The organism is Streptomyces taklimakanensis, from assembly GCF_009709575.1.
Classification (GTDB): domain Bacteria; phylum Actinomycetota; class Actinomycetes; order Streptomycetales; family Streptomycetaceae; genus Streptomyces; species Streptomyces taklimakanensis.
In genome coordinates, this window is the sequence record NZ_WIXO01000001.1 from 895,464 (window position 1) to 914,020 (window position 18,557).

General features: G+C 71.1%; 16 protein-coding genes. 4 read left to right on the plus strand and 12 right to left on the minus strand.

Features of this window, described 5'->3' with window-relative positions; all coding sequences use genetic code 11:
• Nucleotides 1-149: 149 nt before the first annotated feature.
• A complete protein-coding gene (locus tag F0L17_RS03980; RefSeq protein ID WP_155069984.1) occupies nt 150-1,415 on the minus strand; it encodes an MFS transporter in 1,266 nt (421 codons plus the stop codon).
• 131 nt (nt 1,416-1,546) lie between these two features.
• Between F0L17_RS03980 and F0L17_RS03985 the strand changes: the two genes are divergently transcribed.
• Nucleotides 1,547-2,644, plus strand: coding sequence for a LacI family DNA-binding transcriptional regulator (locus F0L17_RS03985; protein ID WP_155069985.1), 1,098 nt, complete (start codon nt 1,547-1,549; stop codon nt 2,642-2,644).
• A gap of 32 nt (nt 2,645-2,676) precedes the next feature.
• Here F0L17_RS03985 and prcA read toward each other — a convergent pair whose 3' ends face one another.
• From prcA to arc, 5 genes are all read right to left on the minus strand, one after another.
• Nucleotides 2,677-3,432: a proteasome subunit alpha gene (gene prcA / locus F0L17_RS03990; RefSeq protein WP_162465761.1), complete on the minus strand. Its 756-nt coding sequence runs from the start codon at nt 3,430-3,432 to the stop codon at nt 2,677-2,679.
• A gap of 22 nt (nt 3,433-3,454) precedes the next feature.
• Nucleotides 3,455-4,300: a proteasome subunit beta gene (gene prcB, locus F0L17_RS03995; protein ID WP_162465762.1), complete on the minus strand. Its 846-nt coding sequence runs from the start codon at nt 4,298-4,300 to the stop codon at nt 3,455-3,457.
• Between the two features lie 125 nt (nt 4,301-4,425).
• Nucleotides 4,426-4,644, minus strand: coding sequence for a ubiquitin-like protein Pup (locus F0L17_RS04000; RefSeq protein WP_155069986.1), 219 nt, complete (start codon nt 4,642-4,644; stop codon nt 4,426-4,428).
• 190 nt (nt 4,645-4,834) lie between these two features.
• Nucleotides 4,835-6,346 (minus strand): depupylase/deamidase Dop, encoded by a 1,512-nt coding sequence (gene dop / locus F0L17_RS04005; RefSeq protein ID WP_155069987.1) that lies wholly within the window; start codon nt 6,344-6,346, stop codon nt 4,835-4,837.
• Between the two features lie 261 nt (nt 6,347-6,607).
• Entirely contained in the window at nt 6,608-8,374 is a 1,767-nt protein-coding gene (gene arc, locus F0L17_RS04010) for a proteasome ATPase (protein WP_162465763.1), read from the minus strand.
• A gap of 277 nt (nt 8,375-8,651) precedes the next feature.
• On the opposite strand from arc, the gene F0L17_RS04015 reads away from it, so the two are divergent.
• Complete coding sequence (locus tag F0L17_RS04015) at nt 8,652-8,966, plus strand: ferredoxin (RefSeq protein ID WP_155069989.1); 315 nt, start codon at nt 8,652-8,654, stop codon at nt 8,964-8,966.
• A gap of 30 nt (nt 8,967-8,996) precedes the next feature.
• On the opposite strand, the gene F0L17_RS04020 is transcribed toward F0L17_RS04015, so the two are convergent.
• From F0L17_RS04020 to F0L17_RS04030, 3 genes are all read right to left on the minus strand, one after another.
• Complete coding sequence (locus F0L17_RS04020) at nt 8,997-9,503, minus strand: hypothetical protein (RefSeq protein ID WP_338017940.1); 507 nt, start codon at nt 9,501-9,503, stop codon at nt 8,997-8,999.
• A gap of 350 nt (nt 9,504-9,853) precedes the next feature.
• Entirely contained in the window at nt 9,854-10,753 is a 900-nt protein-coding gene (locus tag F0L17_RS04025) for a tRNA (adenine-N1)-methyltransferase (protein WP_155069990.1), read from the minus strand.
• Nucleotides 10,754-10,832: 79 nt separating this feature from the next.
• Nucleotides 10,833-12,062, minus strand: coding sequence for a site-2 protease family protein (locus tag F0L17_RS04030; protein WP_420802375.1), 1,230 nt, complete (start codon nt 12,060-12,062; stop codon nt 10,833-10,835).
• Between the two features lie 136 nt (nt 12,063-12,198).
• Between F0L17_RS04030 and F0L17_RS04035 the strand changes: the two genes are divergently transcribed.
• Nucleotides 12,199-13,221 (plus strand): RecB family exonuclease, encoded by a 1,023-nt coding sequence (locus F0L17_RS04035; RefSeq protein WP_155069992.1) that lies wholly within the window; start codon nt 12,199-12,201, stop codon nt 13,219-13,221.
• 8 nt (nt 13,222-13,229) lie between these two features.
• Nucleotides 13,230-13,904 carry a response regulator gene (locus tag F0L17_RS04040; protein ID WP_162465764.1) on the plus strand — a complete coding sequence of 225 codons (675 nt, stop codon included), beginning with the start codon at nt 13,230-13,232 and terminating at the stop codon, nt 13,902-13,904.
• Nucleotides 13,905-13,975: 71 nt separating this feature from the next.
• On the opposite strand, the gene F0L17_RS04045 is transcribed toward F0L17_RS04040, so the two are convergent.
• From F0L17_RS04045 to F0L17_RS04055, 3 genes are all read right to left on the minus strand, one after another.
• On the minus strand, nt 13,976-15,565 hold the full coding sequence (locus F0L17_RS04045) for an ABC transporter substrate-binding protein (protein ID WP_162465765.1): 1,590 nt from the start codon (nt 15,563-15,565) through the stop codon (nt 13,976-13,978).
• A gap of 104 nt (nt 15,566-15,669) precedes the next feature.
• Nucleotides 15,670-17,265 (minus strand): ABC transporter substrate-binding protein, encoded by a 1,596-nt coding sequence (locus F0L17_RS04050; protein WP_155069995.1) that lies wholly within the window; start codon nt 17,263-17,265, stop codon nt 15,670-15,672.
• A gap of 386 nt (nt 17,266-17,651) precedes the next feature.
• Entirely contained in the window at nt 17,652-18,371 is a 720-nt protein-coding gene (locus F0L17_RS04055; RefSeq protein WP_420802462.1) for an HAD family hydrolase, read from the minus strand.
• Between the last annotated feature and the right edge of the window lie 186 nt (nt 18,372-18,557).

Below are 18,557 nucleotides of genomic sequence, written 5' to 3' on the forward strand. Positions count from 1 at the left end.
CGAGGGAACCACCGGTTTTGGCCGGTGGACAAGGATCATTCCCCGATGCGTGGTGGTTTACGTCAGTCCCGAGGGCTCGGTCCGTCCGGACCGCGGCCTCCGGGACGGAAGCCCCCCTTCCGCGAGCGGGAGCGGAGTCATGAGGAACATTACGCCCGGAATCCGGTTCCGGAACCGGATTCGACGCTCCCCGTGTCATCGGTTTCCACCCGGCCGAGGGCGTCGCCGGACCGCGGCGCCGCGGGAGCCGTCAGGACGCGACGGGTCGCGAGCAGCACGAGCAGGGCGGTGAGGCCGCCGGCGCCCGCCACGCAGAAGCCCGCGGCCGTCCCGCCGTGTTCCACCACCGGCCCCACCACGGCCGTGCCCGCGGCCGCGCCGACGCCGAAGGCGGTCACCAGCCAGGAGAACGCCTCGGTGACCGTGCCCGTGGGCGCGTGGCGGTCCACCACGACGAAGGCACAGGCGAGGGCGGGGGCCAGGAAGAGACCCGCGACCCCGGCCAGAACGGTCATCGTCGCCGGGGCGGGCACCAGGGCCAGCGGCAGGTAGCCGGCGGCCAGGGCGGCCACCAGGACGCGCAACCGCGTCTCGGGCTCCCCGGCCCACCCCCGCGCGCCGTAGACCACCCCTCCCACCAGCGCGCCGGCGCCGAGGGCGGAGAGCAGATAGCTGGAGATCAGGCCGTCGCCCCGGTCGTCGGCGTAGGCCACGGCGGCCACCGCGATCGAGCCCAACGCGAGGCCGACGAAGAAGAAGGCGCCGAGCAGGGAGCGCAGGCCGCCCGAGCGCAGGGCGCCCAGCCAGTGCGCCTCGCGCGGGGCCGACCGCCAGAGGCGGGACGGCGGCGAGACCACCACGGACAGGGCCCCCACCACCCCGAGCACGTTGATCACCAGCAGGGCCGCCGCCTCGCTCCGGAACGCCACCAGCACGGTGACGACCAACGGACCGACGGTGAACAGCACCTCCTGGGCGACCGCGTCCAACGCGTAGGCGGCGTGCACCCGGTCGGACCGCCCCAGGACGCTGGGCCACAGGGCGCGCAGTCCGCCCTCCAGAGGAGGCGTGAAGAAGCCGGCGACGACCATCGTGGCGTGGGCCAGGGGCAACGGGTCGATGCCGACCAGGGCGAAGACGGCCATGCCGAGCCCGGAGAGCAGCGCGGAGGGCAGCATCACCCTCGGCTGACCCCACAGGTCCACGGCGCGGCCCAGCAGGGGCTGGCCGACCGCGTTGGACAGGCCGTAGACGGCCGACAGCACGCCCGCCAGGGTGTAGCCGCCGCCCTCGGCCCGGGTGAACAGCACGATTGCCAGGGCCGCGGTGGCGTTCGGCAACCGTCCGACCAGGGTCCCCGCGAGCAGCCGCACCGCGTGCCTGGCGCGCAACAACTCGACGTAGCCCGTCGCCATGCCTGGCTCCTCTCCTGCCGGTCCCCACCGGCGGACCCCTTGAGTGATACGTATAACTTCCCGGGTAATACGTACCATGAGGCAGCCTCGGGGTCCACGCCCCCTTCTCTTCCCCGCCCCCGTCCCACCCGATGTCCCACCCGATCAGGAGCCGGCCAGTGACCACCGACCGCATCCGCCCCACGAGCCGGGACGTGGCGCGCGCCGCCGGGGTCTCGCAGGCGGCCGTCTCCCTGGTACTGGGCGACAAGTGGCACGGTCGGGTGTCGGCCCGGAAGGCCGAGGCGGTACGGCGGGCCGCCCGCGAGCTGGGCTACCGCCCCAACCTCGCCGCCCGCAGTCTGCGACTGGGGCGCACCCGCACCGCGCTGCTGGTCGTCCCGGCCCTGACCAACGAGTTCTTCGCCAGGCTCCACGCGGGTGCCGCCCGGGTGGCGGCCGAACACGGCTTCGGCGTGGTGCTCTACCCCTCCCCGGAGGGGATCGGGCCCGCGCGGGACCCCTTCGCGTCCGCGAGCGCCGCCCTGGACGGCGTGATCGCCTCCTCCATGGCCTCCGAATCACTGGCGGCGTTGCGAACCGGCGGCGAACTGCCCCTGGTGATGCTCGACAGCGACCCCGAGCGCACCCGGGCCGCGGCGACCGTCAACCTCGACATCGCCGACGGCATGCGGCGGGTCGCGGAACACCTGCTGGGGCTGGGGCACCGCAGGCTGGCCCACCTCGCCGCGGCGGTGGACTCCTGGACCTTCGAGGTGCGGGCCCGAACGCTGGCCGACGTGGTGCGCGCGGCCGGCTGCCCACCACCGACCACCGTCCCCGCCGGGCTGGGGGTGGCGGACGGGGCCCGCGCCGCGGCGCGGGCGTTGGCGGCCGACCCGCGCCCCACCGCCCTGGTGTGCGACGACGACGTACTGGCCGCGGGTGCCTGCAAAGCGGTGCGGCGACTGGGACTCCGGGTGCCGCAGGACGTCTCCGTGACCGGATTCGACGACCTGACGCTCGCCGGCGCGGTCGAACCCGAGCTGACGACGGTGCGACTGCCGGCCGAGGAGACGGGCGCGGCCGGGATGCGGGCCCTGCTGCGGGTGCTGGAGGCCCCCTCCACCGCGGAGCGGGGGCGGGACGCCGCTTCCCCGGACGTCACCACCTTGCCGGTGGGGTTGACCGTACGCGACTCCACCGCCCCGCCGCCGGACGCGCCGGGGCGCGCCGGGGGCCGAACGTGACCGGGGCGGGCCGGCACGGCCCGCCCCGTCGCTCACTCCTCGTCGTCCGTCGAGGCACCGGAGGACCCCCCGGTCGCCCCGGACGCACCGTTCTCCTCCAGCAGCCGGGAGAGCCGGCTGCCCAGCACGCGCTTGAACTTGCGCTGCTGGGGGCGGGTGCGGTCCAGGACGGCCACCTCCAGCTGGTCGGCGGTGAGGGTGCGCTCCCCGCCGTTGTTGTCCCGGGTGAGCGACTCCACCGCCAGCTTCAGCGCCTCGGAGAGGGTCATGCCGTCCCGGTGCCGCTGACCGAGGTAGCTGCCGATCTGATCGGAGTTGCCGCCGACCGCCACCGAGCCGTGCTCGTCGACGATCGAACCGTCGTGCGGCAACCGGTAGATCTGGTCGTCCTCGGGGCCCTCCCCGACCTCGGCGACGATCAGTTCCACCTCGTAGGGCTTCTCGGCGGCGCTGGAGAAGATGGTGCCCAGCGTCTGGGCGTAGACGTTGGCCAGCCCGCGTGCGGTGACGTCCGTGCGGGCGTAGGTGTAACCGCGCAGGTCGGCGTAGCGCACGCCACCGATGCGCAGGTTCTCGAACTCGTTGTACTTGCCCACCGCCGCGAAGGCGATCCGGTCGTAGATCTCGCTGACCTTGTGCAGTGCCCGAGACGGGTTCTCCGCGACGAACACGATGCCGTCGGCGTACTGCAACACGACCACGCTGCGACCGCGCGCGATGCCCTTGCGGGCGTACTCGGCGCGGTCCGCCATGGCCTGCTGGGGTGAGACATAGAACGGCGTCGACACCGGCTATCCGTCCCTTCCTGTTCTAGAGCACCGGGGCCTGCGGCCCGTTGGGCGACTGGAGCCGGCCGTCGTGCACCGAGCGGGCGATGTCGGCCACCTCGTCCTCGGTGAGCCTGCGGAATCCCTCGTCGGTGATCACCGCGACGACGGGGTAGATCCGGCGGACGAGATCGGGTCCGCCGGTGGCGGAGTCGTCGTCGGCGGCGTCGTAGAGCGCCTGGACGACCACGGTGGCGGCCTGCTCCTCGGTGAGGTCGTCCCGGTGGAGCTTCTTGAGGGAGCCGCGCGCGAAGACCGAGCCGGAGCCCACCGCCGCGAAGCCCCGCTCCTCGGAGCGGCCTCCGGTGACGTCGTAGGAGAAGACGCGGCCCTCGCCCCGGTCCACGTCGTACCCGGCGAACAGCGGGATCACCGCCAGGCCCTGCATGGCCATGCCGAGATTGCCGCGGATCATCGTGGACAGACGGTTGGCCTTGCCCTCCAGGGAGAGCTGGGCGCCCTCCACCTTCTCGAAGTGCTCCAGCTCCAGTTGGAAGAGCTTGACCAGCTCCACCGCCAACCCGGCCGTCCCGGCGATGCCGACCGCGCTGTACTCGTCGGCCGGGAAGACCTTCTCGATGTCGCGCTGGGCGATCATGTTGCCCATCGTCGCCCGCCGGTCACCGGCCAGCACCACCCCGCCGGGGAAGGTGGCCGAGACGATCGTCGTACCGTGCGGCGCCTCCACGGCGCCCTTCACCGGGGGCAGCGGACGGTTGCCGGGGAGCTGCTCGGGCGCGTGCTCGGACAGGAAGTCCATGAACGAGGACGAGCCCGGCGTCAGGAAGGCGGCAGGCAGACGCCCTGAGCTACGGGTGTTGGCTTCCACACGTTTCCTTCCAGCAGATCATGGGACCGGATCTTGGAGTTCCTGCACGGACCTTACCCCTGGCGGCGCATGTCATCCGTCCCGCACCCCCGCCGTCGCGGAGGTGCGGGACGGACATCCGCGCCCTACTCGCCACCCTTTTGGACAAAGCTGCGAACGAAGTCCTCCGCGTTCTCCTCGAGGACGTCGTCGATCTCGTCCAGCACGGAGTCCACCTCGTCCGACAGCGCCTCGTGGCGCTCCTTGAGATCCTCCGAAGCCTGCGCCTCCGACGCCTGCTCCTCGACCTCCTCGGTGGAGCGCGTCGCCTTCTGCTGGCCGCCGCCGGTGTCCTTGGTCGCCATATACCTCACCCCGCTCGGTTGGACGGTACAAGATCGGACCCTACAGGCCGGGTCCGACATCGGCCCTTTTGCTGTCACTGACGAGTACGTGTCCCACTTCCCGCCACCGCCGTCACGTCCGGGAGCCTTCTTCATGATTCCCGTATCCGGAGGTGTTCAGCCGCGTTCCGCGCGCCCGATCCCGGGCCCGTCACCTCCCCGAGAGCGCCCGGACCAGCTCCTCGGCCGTGCGGCAGCGCTCCAGCAGCTCGCCGACGTGGGCGCGCGTGCCGCGCAGCGGCTCCAGGGTCGGCACCCGCTGGAGGGAGTCCCGCCCGGGCAGGTCGAAGATCACCGAATCCCAGGAGGCGGCCGCCACGGCGTCGGCGTACCGGTCCAGGCAGCGACCGCGGAAGTACGCGCGGGTGTCCTCCGGCGGCTCGGTGCGGGCCCGCTCCACGTCCGCCTCGTCCAACAGCCGCTTCATCCTGCCGCGCGCCGCCAAGCGGTTGTACAGCCCCTTGTCGGGCCGCACATCGGCGTACTGCAGGTCGACCAGGTGCAGCCGTGCGGCGTCCCAGCCCAGGCCGTCGCGGCGCCGGTAGCCCTCCATCAGCTCCTTCTTGGCCACCCAGTCCAGCTCGCCGGCCAGACTCATCGGGTCCCTTTCCAGACGGCCCAGGACGTCCTCCCAACGGGCGAGCACGTCGGCGGTCTGCTCGTCGACGTCCGCGCCCCAGCGCTCCTCGACGTACTTGCGGGCCAGCTCGCAGTACTCCATCTGGAGCTGTACGGCGGTGAGCTTCCGGCCGCTGCGGAGCGTGATCAGGCGTCGCAGCGACGGATCGTGGCTGACCTGGTGCAGGGTGCGCACGGGCTGGTCGACGGCGAGGTCCACGGCGATGAAGCCGTCCTCGATCATGGACAGCACCAGTGAGGTGGTGCCCAGTTTGAGGTAGGTGGAGACCTCCGACAGGTTGGCGTCGCCGACGATCACGTGCAGCCGACGGTACCGCTCGGCGTCGGCGTGCGGCTCGTCGCGGGTGTTGATGATCGGTCGTTTGAGGGTGGTCTCCAGACCGACCTCGACCTCGAAGTAGTCGGCGCGCTGACTGATCTGGAAGCCGTGCTCGGAGCCGTCCTGGCCGATGCCAACCCGGCCGGCGCCGGTGACGACCTGGCGGGAGACGAAGAAGGGCGTCAGGTGGCGCACGATCTCCGTGAAGGGGGTCTCCCGCTTCATCAGGTAGTTCTCGTGGCAGCCGTAGGAGGCGCCCTTGTTGTCGGTGTTGTTCTTGTAGAGGTGGATCGGCTGGGCGCCGGGCAGCTCGGCGGCCCGCCTGGCGGCCTCGGCCATGATCCGCTCGCCCGCCTTGTCCCACAGCACCGCGTCGCGCGGATTGGTCACCTCGGGGGCGCTGTACTCGGGATGGGCGTGGTCCACGTACAGCCGGGCGCCATTGGTGAGGATGACGTTCGCCAGACCGATGTCCTCGTCCGTGAGCTGGCTGGCGTCGGCCACCTCGCGCGCCAGGTCGAATCCGCGGGCGTCCCGCAGCGGGTTCTCCTCCTCGAAGTCCCAGCGGGCGCGGCGCGCCCGGTGCATCGCCGCCGCGTAGGCGTTGACGATCTGGGACGAGGTGAGCATGGCATTGGCGTTCGGGTGGGCGGGCACGGAGATCCCGTACTCCGTCTCGATGCCCATTACTCGCCGTACGGTCATGCGGCCCTCCTTGCCCGGCGGCGGCCCGCCGTCGGGCCTCCGCTCAAGTCCCGCTGCGCTCCCGGCCCGAACCCGGCCCCCGGTCCCGCACCGTGCGCGGCGGTGGGGTCGAGCCTAGGACGGTCGGAGCGTGGATGGGAGATCACTGCGGATTTCCCGTGTCTTGTCGTGGGATCGTGGGGATCGGATGTGGAAAAGACCCGGCTGCGGACCCCGTCCGCGTCGGGAACGGGGACGGGATCCGCAGCCGGACGGCGTCTGCTACAGGTACTGGCCGGTGTTGGCCACCGTGTCGATGGAGCGTCCGGTGTCCGCGCCCTGCTTTCCGGTGACCAGGGTGCGGATGAAGACGATCCGCTCGCCCTTCTTGCCGGAGATGCGGGCCCAGTCGTCGGGGTTGGTGGTGTTGGGCAGGTCCTCGTTCTCCTTGAACTCGTCCACACAGGCGGCGAGCAGGTGGGAGACCCGCAGACCCTTCTGGTTGTGGTCCAGGTAGGCCTTGATCGCCATCTTCTTGGCCCGGTCGACGATGTTCTGGATCATCGCTCCGGAGTTGAAGTCCTTGAAGTACAGGACCTCCTTGTCACCGTTGGCGTAGGTGACCTCCAGGAAGCGGTTCTCCTCGGATTCGGCGTACATCTGCTCGACGACCGACTGGATCATCCCGTCGACGGTGGCCTCGGGGTCGTTGTTGTGCTCCGCGAGGTCGTCCGCGTGCAGCGGGAGGTTCGGGGTCAGGTACTTCGAGAAGATGTCCTTGGCGGCCTCGGCGTCCGGACGCTCGATCTTGATCTTCACGTCCAGTCGGCCCGGGCGCAGGATCGCCGGGTCGATCATGTCCTCGCGGTTGGAGGCGCCGATGACGATGACGTTCTCCAGGCCCTCCACACCGTCGATCTCCGACAGCAGCTGCGGGACGATGGTGTTCTCCACGTCCGAGCTGACACCGGAGCCGCGAGTCCGGAAGAGGGAGTCCATCTCGTCGAAGAAGACGATGACGGGCGTGCCCTCGCTCGCCTTCTCCCTGGCCCGCTGGAAGACCAGCCGGATGTGCCGCTCCGTCTCGCCGACGTACTTGTTGAGCAGCTCGGGGCCCTTGATGTTGAGGAAGTAGCTCTTCCCCTGGGGCTGCCCGGTCACCTCGGCGACCTTCTTGGCGAGGGAGTTGGCGACGGCCTTGGCGATCAGCGTCTTGCCGCAGCCGGGCGGGCCGTACAGCAGCACGCCCTTGGGAGGCCGGAGTTCGTGCTCCTTGAACAGGTCCGGGTAGAGGTAGGGCAGCTCCACCGCGTCACGGATCAGCTCGATCTGCCCACCCAGACCACCGATCTTCTCGTAGTCGATGTCCGGGACCTCTTCGAGGACGAGCTCCTCGACCTCGCTCTTGGGAACGACCTCGTAGACGTACCCGGAGCGCGGTTCCAGCAACAGCGCGTCACCGGCCCGGAGCGTGGCGTCCATGAGCGGCTCGGCGAGCCTCACCACGCGTTCCTCGTCGGTGTGCCCTATCACCAGGGCCCGCTCGCCGTCCTCCAGGACCTCCTTGAGGGTGACGATGTCCCCGGCCCGTTCGAACTTCATCGCCTCGACCACGTTCAGCGCCTCGTTGAGCATGACCTCCTGGCCACGCTTGAGCTCGCCGAGGTCGACGCTGGGGCTGACGTTCACCCGGAGCTTGCGCCCACCGGTGAAGATGTCGGCCGTACCGTCCTCGTTCGCCTGCAGGAAGACCCCGAAACCGGCCGGTGGCTGGGCCAACCGGTCGACCTCCTCCTTGAGGGCCACGATCTGGTCGCGAGCCTCACGGAGGGTGTTGGCGAGCCGCTCGTTCTGCGCGGACACGCCGGCCAGGTTCGTCTGCAGCTCGACGATCCGCTCCTCGAGAATCCGAGTGTGCCGCGGAGAGTCGGCGAGCTTGCGGCGCAGGACGGCGATCTCCTGCTCGAGATGGGCAACCTGGCCTGCCGGGTCGTCGGAACCCCGTTCGGGCCGGATACCGCGGTTGATGTCGTCGTCGTGGGCTGCCACGGTCCTCACCTCCTCCAAGGGGAGCTGGACGCTTCCTGACCCTACCTGGACCCGTGGGGGTTGAAACCCCTAGATCACAAACACGGTCGGGGTGTGTCTGATCTTCACCCTTGCGCACTCCCTTACCCCGGGTGAATACCCACCCAACCTCGCCGGAAAGCGGCCGGTTGTATCGTCGGAGGCGTCAACCCCCCTCACGGGTGGCTCTATTCCGCCAACATCACGTCGGAATTCCGTCACGCGGACCGGCCACGAGCGCAGGAACGGCAGGCAGTACATGGGCGCGCAGCACGAGCAGCTCTCGGAACTGGAAGTCTGGATCGACCAGGACCTGTGCACCGGAGACGGCATCTGCGCGCAGTACGCGCCCGACGTCTTCGAGCTGGACATCGACGGGCTGGCCTACGTCAAGCCCCCGGCCCCCGCGGGCGAGGAGGCGGACCTGCTGACCGAGCCCGGAGCGGCCGCGCCCGTCCCGCTGCCGCTGCTGAACGACGTGGTGGACTCCGCCCGGGAGTGCCCAGGCGAGTGCATCCACGTGCGGCGCGCCTCGGACGGCGTCGAGGTGCACGGCCCCGACGCCGCCGCGTGACGCGCGGCGCCGCCGGCGGACGGTGAGGGCTCACACGCTCCCGGCCGGCGGCGCCGCCCGGAGCACGAACTTCCCGTCCCGCCAGTTCCATTCGACGTCGCGCGCCAGGTCGGGGCAGCAACGGGGCACGTCGGACGACGAGTAGCCCAGCAGTCTGGCGGAGATCGTTCGGTCGTGGACGGCCAGGTCCTGCACGGACATGTCCTCGCCCGGGTCCACCAGGGTCTCGGCGATCCGCGGTCGCTCCCCCTCGGCCGTGGGGTGCGCCAGGACGTACATCCCGCTGGGCGGGGTTCCGATCCCCGCGGGGCAGCGCACCACCGCCACCGTCTCGGCCCGCCCGTCGCCGTCGAGGTCCGCGGTCGCCCGGTCGATCACCTCCGCCCCCGTCGGACCACAGTCCAGCGGGTAACGCGCCGTGTCCGCGTCCGGACCGGGAGCCGGGGCGGCGGGCCGCTCCGAGGGCGTGGCGGTGGCACCCGTGGGCCCCAGCAGCGCCGTACCGCCCAGCACACCGGCCAGCGCGGCGGCCGTCACCAGCCAGTGCAGCGGGCGGGAACGGGCGTGGGACGGGCCGCCGGGGGAAGACGGCGGGGAGGACGGTGGAGGAAAAGCGCGCAGGAGACCGGGGCCGGGTTGGCGAGGAACGGACGCGGACGCGTTCGACGGGTCGGGCACGTCGGGGACGGGGCCCGGGGAAGCGGCGGAGGGGTTCGACGGGGAGGGCACAGAGTCTGCCGGGAGCTGCACGCGGTCGACTCCTGGGATCGGGCGGCCGGGGGTGCCCAGCATCGTGCCATACGTCACACCGGGGCGGAACGCCGGGTGCCCGTTCCGTTCCCGCCGTGCGGCGGAGCCCGCTTCACTCGGACGGAGGAGGAGAGGGGTCAGCCGCGGCCCGAGCCGCCTCCGGGACCGGTGTAGTCCTCCCCGTAGGCGCCCTTCGCCGGGCGGCGGCGACGCATCGGGGGCTCGACGCCGTCGGCGAGACGACGGGCGGTGAGCAGGAAGCCGGTGTGCCCGATCATGCGGTGGTCGGGGCGGACGGCCAGGCCCTCGACGTGCCAGGTGCGGACCATGGTCTCCCAGGCCGTCGGCTCGTTGAAGGTGCCGTGCTCGCGGATGGACTCCACGGTGCGGGCGAGCTGGGTGGTGGTGGCGACGTAGGCGCACAGGATGCCGCCGGGCACGAGGGCCTTGGAGACGGCCTCCAGACACTCCCAGGGGGCGAGCATGTCCAGGATGACCCGGTCGACATCGGTGTCGGACAGGTTGTCCTGGAGGTCGCCGACGGTCAGCCGCCAGGCGGGGTGCGGTCCGCCGAAGTACCGCTCGACGTTCTGCCGGGCGATGTCGGCGAAGTCGGCGCGGCGCTCGTAGGAGTGCAGCATTCCCTGGTCGCCGACGGCCCGCAGCAGGAACGTGCTCAGCGAGCCGGAGCCGACACCCGCCTCGACGACGCGCGCGCCGGGGAAGATGTCGGCCATCGCGAGGATCTGCCCCGCGTCCTTGGGGTAGACGACGGCCGCGCCGCGCGGCATGGACAGGACGTAGTCGGGGAGCAGGGGACGCAGCGCGAGGTAGGCGACGTTTCCCGTGGTACGGACGACCGTGCCCTCGGGAGCACCGATCAGCTCGTCGTGGGGGAAGGCTCCCTTGTGGGTGTGGAAGCTCTTGCCCGCCTCGAGCGTGAAGGTGTAGTGGCGTCCCTTGGGATCGGTGAGCTGGACCTGGTCCCCGACCTGGAAGGGCCCGCGACGGCGGGCGGCACCGGTCGGTTCGGACATGGGGGCAAGGGTAGTCCAGGCCGGTGCCCGGTCCGTAATCGAGGCCCCGGCCCCACGGCGGGCGGGGCCCGGGGTCGGGTCAGGGCGCGGTGGGCTTGGCCATGGCGGCCACGAAGGCCCGCTCGACGTCACCGGCCGAGAGCACCCCGTAGACGTCGCCGTTCCCCTCGACCACCAGGTACTCGCTGGCGGGGGTGGCCCGCAGGTGGTCCAGCAGTTCCTCGCCGGCCAGCTCGGCCCACACCCGCATGCCCTCGGTGATGTCCTGGGCGAGGGTGCTCACCGCCACCCAGGGGCGACGGTGCCCGGGCACGCCGGCGATGGCGGACTCGCGGACGATGGCGATCGGATCGCCCTGGCCGTCCACGACCACCAGGGCACGGGCCCCGGCCACGTTGGCGCGGCGCAGCCCCTCCGACAGGGGCGTGTCCGAGGTGACGGGCACGGCGCGGCGGGCCAGGGCGCGGGCGCTCAGCTCCGGCAGGCGCTCGCGCAGCCGGGCCATCCGCAGGCTGTTGCCGGCCCCCGTCCAGATGATCGCGGCGAGGATCGCGGCCAGCAGGGCGTCGATGAGGGAGTCGCTGCTGCCGAAGCCCTCCTCGGTGTACCCGCCGGCGTAGCTGAGCAGCGGCATCCCGACCAGGACGGCGACGGCCAGCGCCCGCCCCGTCCAGGCCGCGGCGACGGTGCCGGTCATGGCCCTGCCGCTGAGTTTCCAGATCACCGCGCGCAGCATCCGTCCGCCGTCCAGCGGCAGACCGGGCAGCAGGTTGAACGCGGCGACGATCAGGTTGGAGACCATCAGCCCGGCCAGCAGCACCGCCGGCACCGTGCCGGACTCCACGGCGAACAGGGCGAGGTAGAACAGCCCCGACAGCACCAGGGAGAACAGCGGTCCGACGAAGGCCAGGACGAACTCCCGGCCCGGGCTCTCGGTCTCCTTCTCGATCTCCGACACCCCGCCGAAGAACTGCAGCTGGATGCGGCGCACCGGGAGCTTGAAGCGCAGGGCCGCCACGGTGTGGGCCAGCTCGTGGACCAGGACGGAGGCGTAGAAGGCGACCGCGAAGAACAGTGACACCAGGTAGCGGGCGCCGCCCAGCTCGGGCAGGACGCGCTCCAGCTGCCCGCCGAAGACCCAGGTGATCAGCGCGGCGACGACGAACCAGCTCGGCGCGACGTAGACGGGCACGCCGAAGGGGCGGCCCATGAGGATGCCGCCGCCGCTCTCGCGCGGACGCTTCGGCCTGCCGTTCGCCGATGGGCCGGAACCGGGCTCCGGCCGTCCGCTGTTGTCCGTGTCCGCCACGGGTTCCCCTCGTAGAAGGTGCCCTCGCGCCCGCTGGTGCTGCCCCCGCGGTCGTGCGGTGCGAGGGGGGTGCGAAGGGGTACGCCACCGATGGTAAGCGGCGGTGTGTCGGTGCGAGGTCGTAGGGTCTTTCCCCATGGTCTCCCATCCGGCAACCGGCACGGCGTCCTCGCAGGCCTCGCCGCCCAACTCCCTGTCGCCCTCGCGGGCCGCGGACTTCATGCAGTGTCCGCTGCTGTACCGCTTCCGGGTGATCGACAAGCTGCCCGAGAAACCGACCCCGGCGGCCACCCGGGGAACGGTGGTGCACGCGGTCCTGGAGCGGCTCTTCGACTCCCCGGCCCGCGAACGCAGTGTGCCGCGGGCCCGCGCGATGGTGGTGCGGGAGTGGGAGCGGCTGCTGGCCCGGCGCCCGGAGCTGGCGGAGCTGTTCACCGCCGGCGACGAGGGGGACGGGGGCGCGGCGGACGACGCCGAGCTCGCCCACTGGCTGGCGGAGGCCGAGGAGCTGGTCGAGCGGTGGTTCTCCCTGGAGGACCCGACGAGGCTGGAGCCCGCCGAGCGCGAGCTGTTCGTGGAGGCGAGGCTGGAGTCGGGGCTGCGGCTGCGCGGGATCATCGACCGGGTGGACGTGGCGCCCACCGGCGAGGTGCGGATCGTCGACTACAAGACGGGCAAGGCCCCCCGTCCGGAGTACGCGGCCGGGGCGCTGTTCCAGATGAAGTTCTACGCTCTGGTCCTGTGGCGGCTGCGCGGCACCGTCCCGCGCCGGCTGCAGCTGGTCTACCTGGGCAGCGGCGACGTGCTGACCTACGACCCCGACGAGGACGACCTGCGCGGCGTGGAGCGCAAGCTGCTGGCCCTGTGGGACGCGATCCGGCGGGCGACCGAGACGGGCGAGTGGCGGCCGAGGCGGGGACCGCTGTGCGGCTGGTGCGCCCACCAGGCGCTCTGCCCCGAGTTCGGGGGCACTCCCCCGCCGTATCCGCTGATGATCCAGCCGCGCCTGCCACTGGGCGCCCCCGAGGACGCTCCGGGCGGCGGGCCGGGCGCGGGAGCGGGCGAGGACGGTGGCGCGGCCGGCCCGGAAGCCTCCCGGACGCGGAGCCCGGAGCCCGCTGGGCGAGAATGGGACGGCCCAGGCCCCACGCCCCGTTAGGAGTTCCCGTGGCAATTCGCGTCCTGCTGGTGGACGACCAGCCGCTGCTGCGCACCGGCTTCCGGATGATCCTGGAGGCCGAGGGAGACATCGCCGTGGTGGGCGAGGCCGGGGACGGCCTCCAGGCGTTGGAGCAGGTGCGGGCGCTCCAGCCGGACGTGGTGCTGATGGACATCCGCATGCCGCGGATGGACGGCGTGGAGGCGACCCGGCAGATCACCGGCCCGGCCAAGGACGGCCCCGCCAGGGTGCTGGTGCTCACCACGTTCGACCTGGACGAGTACGTGGTGGAGGCGCTGCGCGCGGGCGCCTCCGGGTTCCTCCTCAAGGACGCCCCGGCCGGTGAGCTGGTACAGGCGATCCGGGTGGTGGCCGCCGGCGACGCGATGCTGGCGCCCAGTGTCACCCGCCGGCTGCTGGACAAGTACGCCGGGAAGCTGCCCACGGGCGAGGAACAGGTGCCCGACACCCTGGGCACGCTGACCGAGCGCGAGGTGGAGGTCCTCAAGCTGGTGGCGCGCGGCCTGTCGAACGCCGAGATCGCCGCCGACCTGTTCGTCAGCGAGACGACGGTGAAGACCCACGTCGGGCACGTGTTGACCAAGCTGGGCCTGCGCGACCGGGTACAGGCCGCGGTGTACGCCTACGAGAGCGGGCTGGTCCGCCCCGGCTCCCGGCCGTAGCCCGGAAGCGGACCGGCCCGGTGCCGTCCCCCTCCGGGGAGGGCACCGGGCCGGTCCGTCGGGGGCCGGGGTCAGTCCCCGGCGCCCTTGCCGATCTCCCAGAAGCGGAAGACGGTCGAGGCGTCCAGCGTCCACTCCAGGCCGGAGACGTCCTCGTGCGCCACGGCGTACTGCTTGCCCTGCCAGACGGGCAGGACCGGCACATCACGGGCGACGATGTCCTGGACGGTGCCGAAGTCCTCGACGGTGGCGGCGCGGTCGCTCGCCGAGGCGGTGCGCGGCAGGAGCTCGGAGGTGATCCGACCGGCGTCGTAGCCGTTGCGCAGCACGTTGTCCTCGCCGAAGAAGGGCGCGGTGAAGTTGTCGGCGTCGGGGTAGTCGGGCACCCAGCCCTTGACGTACACCCCGTACTCGCCCGCGTCGATGTCCTTCTCGTACTGGTCCAGCTCCACGCTCTTGACGTCGACCTCGAACAGACCGCTGGCGTTGAGCTGCTGGGCGATCTCCTCCAGCTCCCGGATCTTGGCGGGGCCGTAGCGCACCGGGGTGCCCCACAGGGTCAGCCTCACCTTCTCGGTGATGCCCTCGGCCCGCAGGGCGGCCTTGGCCTTCTCCGGCTGCGGACGCTCGCCGTAGGTGTCGAAGAAGGCCGTGTTGTGGCCGGTGATTCCGGCGGGGACGATGGAGTACAGCGGCTCGGCGGTGCGCCGGTAGACGTCGCGGACCAGCGCGGAGCGGTCCAGCAGGTAGGCGAAGGCCTGGCGGACGCCCTTCTTCCCGGCGACCGGGTGGTCCATGTTGAACACCAGGTGGTGCACCTCGGCTCCGGTGCCCTGGACGACCTCGATGCCGTTCTCGCCGCCGGCCGCCTCCAGGTCGGCGATGTCGTCCATGGCCAGACCGCGGTAGGCGAGGTCGACCTCGCCGTTCTGCAGGGCCTTCTTCAGCGCCGCCTGGTCCCCGTGGAAGAACTTCATGGTCATCCCGGAGTTGTCGACCTCGGCGGGCCCCTTGTAGTCCGGGTTGACGGAGAAGACGGCCTCCTCCTCGCCGTAGGAGTCCAGCCGGTAGACGCCCGAACCGACGGCCTCGCCGTCGGTGCGCAGCTCGTCGGCCGGGTAGGCGCGGTGATCGACGATCGAGCCGGCGCCGGAGGCGATCTTCTGCGGGAAGGTGGCGTCGGGCCGGTCGAGGTGGAAGACCACGGTCCGCTCGTCGGGGGTGTCGATCCTCTCGATGCTGGAGAGCATCACGGCCGGCCCGTCGGGGTCGTTGATGCGCAGGGTCCGCTCGAAGGAGAACTTCACGTCCTGCGAGGTGAGCGGGTTGCCGTTGGTGAACTTCAGCCCCTCCTGGAGGGTGCAGCGGAAGACCCGGCTCCTGGAGTCGGTGAACTCGCACTCCTCGGCGGCCTCGGGCTGCGGCGTGGTCCCGTCCTTGGGGAAGCTGAGCAGCGACTGGAAGACGTTGTTGAAGACCAGCCAGGAGCCGGGGTCGTACCCGGACGCGGGATCGACGGCCAGGACCTCGTCGGTCATGCCCATCACGATCCGCTCGCCCTCGCCGGCGCCCGCGCCCTTCTCCTCACCGCATCCGGTCAGCAGCGCGGCCGTCAGGCCCACACCGACCGGAAGCGCCCCCCAACGAGCCCTTTTCCTCACGTGTCCATCCCCATCCGTGACCTGTTTCCGTGCTGCTCCTGCCCCCGTTGCGCGCGGCGACCGCGCGGCCCGGAACCGTCCCCGGGCCACCGCGGCCGCCGCCCTCACGCCTGCACGCCGCGTCCCAGTTCCCACAGTTGGAGGACCGAGGCGGAGTTGAGCGCCCATTCCACGCCCGTGATGTCCTCACGGGCCGCGACGTACTGCTTGCCCTGCCACAGCGGCAGCAGGGGAACCTCCTTGGCGACGATGTCCTGGGCGCGGACGAAGTCCTCGACCGCGGTGTCGCGCTGGTCCTTCACCCGGGTCCGCGGGATGAGCTGCTCGCGGATCTCGTCGTTCTCGTACGGGGACCCCAGGAAGTTGTCCTCGCCGAAGAAGGGCGCGACGAAGTTGTCCGGGTCGGGGAAGTCGGGGAACCAGCCCATGCCGTAGATCTCGTACTGCTGCTTCCTGGCGGTGGGCAGGTACGTCTTCCACGGCACGCCCTCGACGGTCGCCTTGAACAGCCCCGTCTCGTTGAGCTGCCGGGCCAGCGTCTCGAACTCCTCCTCGGTGGCCGGGCCGTAGTGGTCGACGGTGTAGGTGAGCTTGATGTCGACCGGGGTGTGGACGCCGGCGCGTTCCAGGATGGCGCGCGCGGCCTTCGCGTCCGGCTCGCCGTAGGTGTTGAAGAAGGAGTTGTGGTGCCCGGTCAGGCCGCTGGGCACGATGGAGTACAGCGGCTCGGCGGTGCGGTCGTACACGTCGCGCACCAGCTCGCCGCGGTCCACGACCTGGGCGATGGCGCGACGCACGGCGGTGTCGCCGACGGTCTCGTCCTCGGTGGCGAAGACGAGGTAGCGGATCTCCTGTCCGGACATCTCGGCGACCTCGACGCCGTCGTCGCGGTCGCTCTCCAGCCGGCCGATCTGTTCGGGTGACAGGGTGCGGTTCACCACGTCGACGCGGCCGTCGAGCAGGGCCTTCTCCAGGTCCCCGGAGTCCTCGAAGAAGCGCAGCTCGACCCGGCCGTTCGCCGGTTCCAGCCCGCCGCGGTACTTCTGGTTGCGGGCCAACACCACCTTGCCGCTGTCGGCGTCGAAGGACTCCAGCACGTACGGGCCCGATCCGGTGAGCTCGTAGCCCTCCAGGAGGTCGTCGGCCGGGTAGACCTCGCTGTCGACGATCGCCGCGGCCGGGGTGGCGAGCTTGTAGGGGAAGGTGGCGTCGGGCTTCTTGAGGTGGAAGACCACCTCCCGCTCGGAGGGGGCCTCGACGCGGTCGAGGTTGTCCAGCAGCGACGCCGGTCCGGCCGGGTCGTCGATGCCGGTCATCCGCTCGACGGAGAACACCACGTCCTCGGCGGTCAGGTCGTGACCGTTGGAGAACGTCAGGCCCTCCCTAAGGGTGCAGCGGTACCGCGCGCTGCGCTTGTCGGTGAAGCCGCACTCCTCGGCGGCCTCCGCCTCCGGCTGGTTGCCCGCGCGGGGCATCCTCAGCAGGGTCTGGAAGGTGTTGCGGAAGACGTTCCAGGTACTGACGTCGTAGACCGCCGCGGGATCCAACGGAGCGGGTGCCTCCGCCGTGGCCGCGATGCGGTCGGTGGTACCGACAACGATCGTTCCACCGTTCCCTCCGCCGTCTCCGTCGCCGCAGGCGGCAAGGAGGGGAGCGAGCAGGCCCACCACGGCGGGCAGTACCAGCGTCTTACGGTTCATCGGTGACGGTCTCCTCGTCCGGCCGGGTTGTTGCCGAATTTCTGGCCGGGGCACAGACATTAGTCGCCGTGAACTCCGCCACTTGTCCCGGGAGCCGCCGAGGAATTATCACGCTCCGATAGCGAGATCACACGGTCCGATAACCGGACACGGGAGCGATGAACCCATGCGCGAACAAAACCAGACAAAGAGAATTACGCGAAACGGACAAAAAGCATTCGGTGTTCCAGGGAGCCCCACCCACCCACCGCAACCGGCGTGACAAACGTCACGCATTCAACTGCTGGATGAAAAGCAGGAATTCGGCCACCACTTTCGTCACCGATAATGAACACGCCACTGCTCACGGTTCCAAGCGCATTCATCATGCAGCGACATCCGCACGCTCAGTGCGCGACCGTCACCAACGAGCGCAGAAAAGCCAGGTCGACCTCCTCCAGGGACGGCACCACCGTGCGCCCCGCGGCCGACTCGATCGGCGCCACCGACGGCACCGCCACCACCGGGCATCCCGCCGCCTCCGCCGAGGCCACCCCCGTGACCGTGTCCTCCACCACCACGCAACGCGCCGGATCCGCCCCCAACCGGGACGCGGCCACCACATAGGGATCCGGGTGGGGCTTGGTCCGCTCCACCTCGTCACCGGCCACCGACAGGGCGAAGTGCTCCGCCCCCAACGACACCAACACCCGGTCGATCACCTCCCGGTGCGAGGCCGACACCAACGCCGCCGGCACCCCGTGCGCGGCCAGCTCCGTCAACAGCCGCCGGGCACCGGGCATCAGCTCCACACCCCGTCCGACACGCTCGATGAACCGGGAGTTGAGCAGAACCGTCAACTCCGCCAGGGAGATGTCCGCCCCGGTGGCCTGAATCAGATACGTCGCACTGCGGGACATCGGCCCACCGACCACCACCTCCCGGTGCTCCTCGGCCAACTCGTGCCCCAACTCGGCGAACACCTCGACCTCGGTCTCCCACCAGACTCCCTCGGTGTCCACCAAAGTGCCGTCCATGTCCAACAACACCGCCTGGAGCGCACCGGCCGGAGCCCGAACCCCGCGGACCGCCGTACGCTCCGCCGTCCGTCTGCCGAGGGCCGGCACGGCCCCCGCGCCGGCGGCCCCGCCGTCGTAGGCGGGAACGGGGGCGCCGGCGCCGACAGCGGGGGAAACATCGACACGGGAACGAGGACGAGTCATCCGTGGGCCTCCTGAAAGGGACACGAAGGCCGGTCGCCCTCCCCGAGGAGACGGGCGACCGGCCTGTACCGGACAGATCAGTTTACGACG

What these genes read in the sequence shown, in the direction of transcription:
- dop (WP_155069987.1), bottom strand. Translation starts at nt 6,346, where the DNA reads ATGACCGTACGGCGAGTAATGGGCATCGAGACGGAGTACGGGATCTCC.
- F0L17_RS04015 (WP_155069989.1), top strand. Translation starts at nt 8,652, where the DNA reads ATGGGCGCGCAGCACGAGCAGCTCTCGGAACTGGAAGTCTGGATCGAC.
- F0L17_RS04035 (WP_155069992.1), top strand. Translation starts at nt 12,199, where the DNA reads ATGGTCTCCCATCCGGCAACCGGCACGGCGTCCTCGCAGGCCTCGCCG.
- F0L17_RS03985 (WP_155069985.1), top strand. Translation starts at nt 1,547, where the DNA reads ATGTCCCACCCGATCAGGAGCCGGCCAGTGACCACCGACCGCATCCGC.
- F0L17_RS03980 (WP_155069984.1), bottom strand. Translation starts at nt 1,415, where the DNA reads ATGGCGACGGGCTACGTCGAGTTGTTGCGCGCCAGGCACGCGGTGCGG.
- F0L17_RS04050 (WP_155069995.1), bottom strand. Translation starts at nt 17,265, where the DNA reads ATGAACCGTAAGACGCTGGTACTGCCCGCCGTGGTGGGCCTGCTCGCT.
- F0L17_RS04000 (WP_155069986.1), bottom strand. Translation starts at nt 4,644, where the DNA reads ATGGCGACCAAGGACACCGGCGGCGGCCAGCAGAAGGCGACGCGCTCC.
- F0L17_RS04025 (WP_155069990.1), bottom strand. Translation starts at nt 10,753, where the DNA reads ATGTCCGAACCGACCGGTGCCGCCCGCCGTCGCGGGCCCTTCCAGGTC.